7 protein-coding genes are annotated in these 8,164 nt (G+C 38.1%); all 7 read left to right on the top strand.

Going from position 1 to position 8,164, the window contains the following annotated elements:
* Positions 1–425 precede the first annotated feature (425 nt).
* Positions 426–878: a hypothetical protein gene (locus HP552_RS00810; protein ID WP_175393870.1), complete on the top strand. Its 453-nt coding sequence runs from the start codon at positions 426–428 to the stop codon at positions 876–878.
* A gap of 189 nt (positions 879–1,067) precedes the next feature.
* The gene (locus HP552_RS00805; protein WP_175393869.1) at positions 1,068–1,727 is read left to right on the top strand and encodes a tyrosine-type recombinase/integrase; all 660 of its coding nucleotides are present in this window, start codon (positions 1,068–1,070) and stop codon (positions 1,725–1,727) included.
* 1,628 nt (positions 1,728–3,355) lie between these two features.
* The gene (locus HP552_RS00800) at positions 3,356–4,576 is read left to right on the top strand and encodes a TraB/GumN family protein (protein WP_175393868.1); all 1,221 of its coding nucleotides are present in this window, start codon (positions 3,356–3,358) and stop codon (positions 4,574–4,576) included.
* Between the two features lie 255 nt (positions 4,577–4,831).
* On the top strand, positions 4,832–5,905 hold the full coding sequence (locus HP552_RS00795; protein WP_175393867.1) for a hypothetical protein: 1,074 nt from the start codon (positions 4,832–4,834) through the stop codon (positions 5,903–5,905).
* Between the two features lie 267 nt (positions 5,906–6,172).
* Positions 6,173–6,589, top strand: a complete 417-nt coding sequence (locus HP552_RS00790; protein ID WP_175393866.1) for an NUDIX hydrolase — start codon at positions 6,173–6,175, stop codon at positions 6,587–6,589.
* 171 nt (positions 6,590–6,760) lie between these two features.
* Positions 6,761–7,255, top strand: a complete 495-nt coding sequence (locus HP552_RS00785) for an RNA polymerase sigma factor (protein WP_175393865.1) — start codon at positions 6,761–6,763, stop codon at positions 7,253–7,255.
* Positions 7,248–8,164: anti sigma factor C-terminal domain-containing protein (locus HP552_RS00780; protein ID WP_175393864.1), on the top strand; the 917-nt coding region annotated here is incomplete at its 3' end. The genes HP552_RS00785 and HP552_RS00780, both read left to right, overlap by 8 nt.

Genomic DNA, 8,164 nt, shown 5'->3' with positions numbered 1-8,164 from the left:
TCTTGTGCCTTAAACTTCATAGTAGAGCGACCTCCTGATGGGCTTTTTGAGGCAATGACCTCGTGCGTAACCCCATCGTACCGAGGCGCTCGTTTTTATTCAAACTACAAATTATTCGTTTTACAGGAATTCTAACGGGAAACGATAGCATAATAAAACTAAGAAAGCAGCTGATCCATGTTGAACTGCACCCCAATTGTTGGACACCATCTAACCATTGGAGGTGCAGTTCAATTATGATCGGCTGCTTTCTGTTCAATTAGAGGGCGTTAATGAATCCATTAGATATGAGAGTTTCTACTAAATTGGAGTTAATTGGGAGGTCAAAAAAAGGATCAGGCTGTCTATATTGTTGTTCATTTTGTCCAAGCGATTCAACTTTCTTTGAATATATTAGTATAAAAGAAAGGGAGATGTGAACAAAAATGACTACTCAATTTTTGGATTCTCGTCTATCGTTAAATAATACGTACAGTTTTGGCACGGAGCCTTTAACGACAACCCCCACTTTATTTGGTGATATCGGACTTCAAACGGTTAATGCTATAGGGACCCCAAATGCAAGTGATGTTCGTGTACAACTTTGGGGAATGGTTGGTGTCTTTAGAAGTGAAGCAAACACAGTCGATATCTTTGTTGAAAGGGGAGGAACGGGTGTAATAGGTACAGGGGTTCTCATCTTCTCTTTAAATATTGAACTATCTGCTGGTCCAGGCCACAGAGACTTGACATTTGTTACTGGAGATTTCCCTCCATTAAGTGATGTCCTAACAGGTCAGATTCGCTATACAATGTATATATCAATTAATGATGAAACTCCTGTAACTCTCTCAGGTCCAGTAACTTTTATCGGTTCAGCAAGTGCAGGTACATCTTAAATATTGGGACAGTATTAGGATGTCATCCGTACGAACTTTAGTTTGAAAATGGCAATGTAATATAGAGTTGTGCCGTGCGTTAGTAGGATTGTGGATTAAACTAACGGGAAACTTTAGTTGAATAGCACCAGTCTAAAACCTCTTATTTGAAGCAAACTAGAATTAATTGCTCTTATAGGAGGTTTTATTGTGATCTTAAGTGAACTTTGGAATCATTATGAGGCGGATAAACGAATTCAAGGGTTTAGTCCAAATACATTGCGTGCGTATGCTTTGCAACTCAAGATGCTGTTTTCGGATCTGGGGGATGTAGATATTTCGGGGGTAACTTTAAATCTCCTAAAGGAATACTTAGCAAAGCAATCAGATCGTTTAAAGCCAAGCAGCCTTGGGCACCGTATCCGCTTTGTACGTTCCTTATTTAAATTTGCGAAGAAACTTATCTATCTAGTAATCCTTCCATTAAACTGCTCGGCCATTGTAAACGGAAAAGGGGCAAAGCAAAGAGAAGTTTACTTCACCACGGAGTGCAAAGTATGGTTGAAGAAGTATTTAGACAGTCGCGAGGACTCGTGTAAAGCCCTGTTTGTAACAGATAACAGTCCAGTGAAACGAATGACTATACCAACACTTAGATGGGCATTAAAGCGCTTAGCATCTCGTGGGGCGATTGCCGCAAACGTGTATCCTCATCGTTTTCGCCATACCTATGCATGTCAGTTGCTTGACAATGGAGCACCATTAGAATTTATTCAAGGCATGTTAGGTCATGAAAAAGCATCAACTACACAAATCTATGCCCAACTACGCGGTGAACGACGGAGAGAACTATATCGGCGATTTTTTTAGCTTTGTTAGCCAATAAATCCAATTCACTTAGGACGGCTTTTCTTTATTTCTAGTCTTACTGATATAATTATAATTCTATTTTTTCTTATTTTAATAAAAGTAGATCTGAATGATGAATATATCATGATCTAAATGGAAAGAATCTATTGTATGGGGCTAAGCAATGCGGAGGATGTTATGGTAAAAAAACAATTTTTAATGTTTTTGTAGTAATGATGATATCTGGAATGGTATGGTCTACAAATCTAATTGTTGATCAACTTGATGATCATTCCAATCAAATAATTCAGCAATAGAACCTAAAACGGATAAAAATGAATTCGATGTAAATCTTCGTATTTTATTAATCCAGTGTAAGATCCGGATCTTAGTTCATATTTAATGGTTGGATATATACAGAACATGGAACTTTTGAATAGGAGGAAAAGCAAACAATTTTCGACGAATCCGAAATAGCTCGCCAATTAAATCAAGTCAATGACAAGACTATACAATTAATTACTCCTATGTTCGGATCAATATATCTCAGGGGTGAAAACGAAGCGGAATAAGGTTAGAGAATAACATTTCTGGATTACGAATATGGTGCAGATCTCAAGGTCCCAACTCGTAAGTGAAAAGAACATGCTCCCATTAAGGGTAGCTATGTTAGCGGCTTTTTGTATCGGCTTCGTTGTTTTCGTGCAGAAAAATTCACAATGTAATTCCATCAAATAAGTTTAGATAAATGAAAATAATTTACTAAAGAGTTTAATATTTCATGAAGTGCCCTTCTAATAGATCCTAGCAGTATAGGAGGATTGCATTTTATTGTGAAGAGAGAATGAAGGTTAGCGATTACATAATGTGTTTCTAGGAATTTTTCTGGATAGTAGAACTACATTTTCAAATTAGTTTGTCTTGAATAAGATTTATTCTTTCATACAATGAGAATCAAAACTCTCAGTCTTATAACGCAATAAGAGACGCTTACTGATATAAACAGTTAATAAATTGTATATAAGAGTTAAAGTTAAACCAATAACAAAAGACCGCTCTCTTTAATTTGAGAAGCGGTCTTTTGTTATTGGTATCTAGGATTATCCGTGTTAGTTCGTCAACAATTCTATGCATAAATATACAAATGAGGATTTGCTGTTTTCTCAGTATTTGTGAAAAAGATGGAGATTCTATAACTTAGCGTTAAATTCCTCTCGGTAAATATGAAAAAAATCACTTGATTAATAAGGCAATATCGATCATTTCTCTCACTAATTATGACGACACACACTAATTGTGTTAACTTTACTTTAAAATGTCGGTAACTTGATAGTGTTCTGTCGGTGACTTTACTTTAAAATGTCGTTTTCCCTTGATAAATCAAGGTTTTTCAACAAAACCTCCATGAATCCAGAATGAGATTGGCTTTACATTATTATGTCGTTTTTACGAATCTGAAGAATCAGTAAAGCTGTAGTCTGTTCTGTGAATGGTGTGAAAGTAATAATTTGAGGGGAGGGGAGAAGGTGCTGCACGCTTTAATAGATAGAGTGGCATCTTCTCAACCTTAACTCGTATTACGTAAGTGATCTTCTATTTTAAATAGGGTTGTATTAAAACTACTATTTTACTAAAGGAGAATACATAATATGAAAAACTGGAAACGTATGATTTTGACCCTAACCATCTCGGTAGGTTTGCTTGCATCCGCAGTACCAGCGATGGCCGATCCACAACAAACTTCGGTAAAGGTAAATAATGAAACGGTCGAGTACACCGTGGGCACACCAATTAACGATAAAGGAACAACACTTGTGCCGCTACGCTCCACACTGGATGCAATGGACGTGAAGCTGACGACAGCGACAGATGATACGATTACAGTGGTGGTTAACGGCAAGACGATTACGCTGAAAAGCAAACTTACGCGTATTAATGGCGTGACTTACGCTCCGATCCGCATCGTCGGTGATGCCGCTGGTTATGAAGTGCGCTGGGATGCTGCTAAGCGCACAGTGTTGTTGGTTTCCAAAGGTGGCGAAACAGAAACCGTTCAAAGCGGTGGACGCGGCTTCATGTGGGAAGTCGAAAGCAATGGTAACACCGTATACCTGGTGGGATCGATGCATATTGCAGATGATAGCTTTTATCCATTGCGCAAAGAGTTTGAAGAGGCATTTGCCGAGGCGGACTATCTGGGTGTAGAGATCGATATCAGCAAAGCGGCAGACGAAGCACAACAGAAGATTGTTCTGGATCTGGGCACGTACCAGGATGGCACCACCCTGAAGGATCACATTTCCAGCGAGACGTATACTCAGGTGGGAGACATTCTGAAGAAGAATGGATTGGAAGCGAATGCCCTCGATACCTTCAAGCCTTGGGTCGTGGAGAGTACACTGGCTAGTCTGAAATCTATGAAAGCAGGTTATGATGCTTCTGCCGGAGTAGATCTGTACTTCATCCAGATGGCGATCGAGAGCAAAATTCCGGTCATCGAGTTGGAGTCCTATGAGTCCCAATTAGGAATGTTCAATAGCTTCTCGAAAGAGCTGCAAGAGAAAACGTTGCAAGCAACATTGGACAATTTCGATGTGTTGGATGACAGCGTAGATCAAATGGCCGAAATGTGGAAAACGGGAAATGACGAGCAACTGTTGGAGCTGACAAACAGCTTCTCCGATGATGAAGAATACAATAAAGCAATGTTGATCGACCGTAATGTCGGTATGGCTGACAAAATTGATGGTTACCTGAAAAACGGCAAAGGCGAAGAGTATTTCATCGTGGTTGGTGCAGCGCACTACCTTGGTGATAAAGGGATCGTGAAGTTGCTGGAGGAAAAGAGATATACAGTGAAAAGAAAATAAAAAAATCAAAACTCCCTAAATGGAAGTGGTTATTATCAATTATCCCCTCATGATAGACAGTGATAAAAGAGATCATGTTACAATGAATGAACTCAAGCACTGGATATCAGAGGGGATTTTTGTATGCTTGCAAAGAAAGGTCTGTGAATAGATGTTTTATGTACAACTGGATTGTGGAGAAGTATGGACCTAAGAGTGAGAGCCAAATCCTCATCTGTATTCAATTTCAAAGCTATTTCAAAGTGAGGGAGTTAAATGAATAAGTCAAAACTGGGAGATAAATTTTTTATTAAGAGTGGAATTTTGTTATGTATGCTGGTTTTGTACTTTCCATTGTGTATAGGGATATCTATGTTACTAATCCAAGTCATTAACAAGATAGATCCTGGCGCCTTTTATAGGTATGCTACTGAGAACAAATATAGTGAGGACGTCTTTTTCTCAATTGAAATTGATGCTAAAACAGGGGTAGGTGATACTATCACAGCGACTTTTGAGATTATGGAAAAAGAACTACCAGATAACGCTCAAGCAATATTTCATGAGCTTTTAAAAGATGAGCCTTTATTTCTTTCACAGCTCGAAGATAACAAGGCGTATATGAATTATTTAGTCGACAGTAGCTTAACCGTAGAAGAATTAACAGCATATATGAAGTCGATATCTAATTTAAGTAATGAGATATTGAATGGTAGCTTTTATTTTTCAGCGGTAATAATATTATTAATCTTGTACATCTTTTTACGATTTAGAATAGAATTATATTGGTTAGCGGGCACATTGTATGTTTTTTCAATCTTAGATGGTTTTACATCGGGTATCTTTTCAAGTGTTTTTTATAACCCTATGCGCTTGGCGAGTAAGATGATGGGTCAGGTATACACATTGGATCAATATAATATGTACATAGGTTTTCTACCCAAAATTAAGGAAGCATTTCTAACTTTTATTATTTTCGATACTATAGGACAGATTTATAGAGAGAAGTGGGAAAAGAGAAGATCAGAGAGGCTCACAGAGATTTATTATTCGCTCGGTCTTGTTTTAAATATGATGAGAGCTTTGAAAACAGCAAACAGAAACTTTCCCTTTATAAAGATAAGTAAAGTGAACATTGATTTACATTACCTATGCAAATACGCATCAAAAAACAGAAAGGACCTTGCCTTAAAAGAAGTGAGGGAGCTCACATTAATATTTTTACGTGAAATTGAATCTAGTTCCCTATTAGTAGAAGATGTCATTATATTTTTAGAAAAATTACAAACAGAGTTGAATGAGTCTGACAACTTTCGAAGTAACTTGATGTACCTGGGAAGTTCGAAATAGTACAGAATTAACTAATTATTGGTATGATCCAAATAATTTCATGGAATCAAGAAATTAATGTAACTATAGTTACTATTGAAGATAATGAGAAGGTTTGCTAAAAACGAATGAACATATTCTCGGTTCATTTGTTTTTAATTTGTCTCTGCGGCAAAAAAGATAGGAAAGGCTTATAATGACTCATAATTCCGAATTAAGCTAACGGGCAGGTTAGTTTGGTAATTTTATCGAATAATTCATTAAACTAGATTATAAGGAGATAAGCTTATGCAAGGGTATAACGTTCTTATGATATACAGTAAAAATATGGACCAGCTCCTAATGTGCAAACGTTTAAAGAATCCCTACAAAGGATTAAGTAATTTCGTTGGTGGCAAGATCGAGAATGGAGAAACAGGGATGGAAGCTGCTTACAGAGAACTCACAGAAGAAACTGGTATTCCAAAAGAGGATGTTACTTTGCACCATTTAATGGATTTTAAATACTACTTGCACCAGTGCTATGTTGAAGTCTATGTCGGCAAATTAAAAAGCGATGTCATGATCACAGGAGATGAAAATGAACTATACTGGAGTGATTTGAACCAAGATTTTTTTGACATGACCCTATTCGCAGGTGAAGGAAATATAGGGCATATGATTGAGCAAGTTAAGATAAGTAGTAGTATATTCCTAAATGACTAACACTTTCTGTTCAACTAACGGGAAACGATAGCACAATAAATAATAAGAAGGGCAGCTGGTCTTTGTGATCGGCTGCCTTGTTCAGCTAATGGGCAGTGTACTCAATAGATTGATGACTCTTGTATACATATGACCCTTCAGAACGTTGTAAAGATTGAAGGGAGGTTGGAAGTGAATAATGAGCGGATGTTGCAGCTAATGCAGAATAAAATGAAGCATATCCAGCAGTACTTGATTCGCTTGGGAGCCAGCAGGGCTGACGCCGAAGATATTATTCAGGACACGGTATATAAAGGGCTCCTTTATCTTGATTCGATCGTGCCAGAAAATTTCTCAGCCTGGCTATACCGGGTAGCGATTAATCAATATTATGATATGCTTCGCAAGCGAAAAAGAATTGAGTGGTTAGATCAAGAGCCAACCGTCGAAGGTAGTGAAATCCCGGAGCAAATCCTGTTGCGTAAGAAACGGAGAGAAGAGATCGAGCATGTGATGGATGCACTGAGTCCAATCTATAAGCAGTTGCTCATTTTGAAATATGAGCTTAATTTCAGTTATCGAGAAATCTCCGATCTGTTAGGTATGCGAGAGGAGATGGTAAAGACATATCTATTTCGGGCGCGCAAGCAATTTCAGAAAAAGTATGGAGGATTATACGATGAATGATGAAAAGTCAAACTTTGATGATGGTGCTGTGCTGTCGTTACTAGTTAGAAGGGCACGACGTCGAACGATTTTAAGAAACATTAGTATTTCGTTTGGAATTACGCTATTTATTCTTACCGGGGGGTGGTTTTTAAATTTACAATTGCAGTACAGAAGTTCAGATAATACGCTGCGTGACATTGAGATGCTGAAAGCAATCAGTGGTCCCAACCAGTATGTTTTAGGTTCTCAATTTGACTACGGCTTTCTTCATGGAACCCTTGACTATCGAACGTACAAACTTGTAGAGGGAGTACCGGTCATCTGGGGTGAGGAAACATACGAGTTTAGTTCATGGGGTAGTTTTTCTCGCCCACCCGGAGATTATTCTGACTTGCAACTTCCCGACCCGGTCATGAAAGAAAAGGGATTTAAGTATGAAAGACCCTTTAATCGATACAATGGTGAACGGGAGATGATGTTCTACCTTCCACTTGTGAAGTACGAGAACTATCTTAACGAGCTTCCACAGCTTAATGAGATGGATGAACAGAAGTTGGTTGAGTTGGGTATCTCCCTCGACACGAATTATACTGTAAAGCAAATTGAGTCTATGCTACCAAATGGAGTGCATCCAGTGTGGTATTGGGTAGATACTTATTCAACTTTAAAACCATATACTGAAGATCAGATGCCCGAGGGAACCATTCCAGAAAGGGCAAGTAGCGTCTATGGATTTGGAATTCATCCAAAAGATAATGATGTCTCTGAAAAGAATTTTATTGAGGAATTGGAAGACGGGATAAAAACCAATGGAAAATACCAACATGAGTTTGAGCGCATTTACGATTATTTGCGTAGAGACAAGGAGAAACCAGATACAAGTGACGTGCGAATATTAGGCGTCGTAGTAACAGGGACGGCTGACAG

Source organism: Paenibacillus xylanilyticus, assembly GCF_013359935.1.
Taxonomy (GTDB): Bacteria; Bacillota; Bacilli; order Paenibacillales; family Paenibacillaceae; genus Paenibacillus; species Paenibacillus xylanilyticus.
Note: the sequence above shows the minus strand (reverse complement) of the source record. Positions and strands in the feature narration are given on the sequence as shown.

Coding starts and splice junctions, on each gene's coding strand:
- HP552_RS00790 (WP_175393866.1), top strand. CDS start 6,173: ATGCAAGGGTATAACGTTCTTATGATATACAGTAAAAATATGGACCAG.
- HP552_RS00800 (WP_175393868.1), top strand. CDS start 3,356: ATGAAAAACTGGAAACGTATGATTTTGACCCTAACCATCTCGGTAGGT.
- HP552_RS00795 (WP_175393867.1), top strand. CDS start 4,832: ATGAATAAGTCAAAACTGGGAGATAAATTTTTTATTAAGAGTGGAATT.
- HP552_RS00810 (WP_175393870.1), top strand. CDS start 426: ATGACTACTCAATTTTTGGATTCTCGTCTATCGTTAAATAATACGTAC.